The 518-nt window shown below is 40.9% G+C and carries 2 rRNA genes; both read left to right on the top strand.

Features of this window, described 5'->3' with window-relative positions:
* Window positions 1-126 (top strand): 23S ribosomal RNA (locus IDG65_RS11010); the annotation flags it as partial.
* Window positions 127-198: 72 nt separating this feature from the next.
* A 5S ribosomal RNA gene (gene rrf / locus IDG65_RS11005) occupies window positions 199-313 on the top strand.
* Window positions 314-518: the final 205 nt, after the last annotated feature.

The following is a 518-nucleotide window of genomic DNA, read 5'->3' as shown; positions in this document are numbered from 1 at the left end:
CCTCAAGATGAGATTTCCCAACTTCGGTTATAAGATCCCTCAAAGATGATGAGGTTAATAGGTTCGAGGTGGAAGCATGGTGACATGTGGAGCTGACGAATACTAATCGATCGAAGACTTAATCAAAATAAATGTTTTGCGAAGCAAAATCACTTTTACTTACTATCTAGTTTTGAATGTATAATCTACATTCATATGTCTGGTGACTATAGCAAGGAGGTCACACCTGTTCCCATGCCGAACACAGAAGTTAAGCTCCTTAGCGTCGATGGTAGTCGAACTTACGTTCCGCTAGAGTAGAACGTTGCCAGGCAAAAAATGGATGCGATGAGCCGCATTGAGACCGCAAGGTCTCTTTTTTTTATGTCTAAAACATCAAAATAAAAAGCAAACACAAAGAAAAATGGCTTGGCGAAGTGAAAACGTTTGAATCTGACGAAACGAGAAAAGAGCGCAACGAGTTTAGTAGAGCTAAATGAGTAAGCGAGAGCCGAAGGAGAGGAAAGAAGCAAGCGATT

This window comes from Staphylococcus sp. EG-SA-17, from assembly GCF_017151845.1.
GTDB lineage: Bacteria > Bacillota > Bacilli > Staphylococcales > Staphylococcaceae > Staphylococcus > Staphylococcus aureus.
Note: the sequence above shows the minus strand (reverse complement) of the source record. Positions and strands in the feature narration are given on the sequence as shown.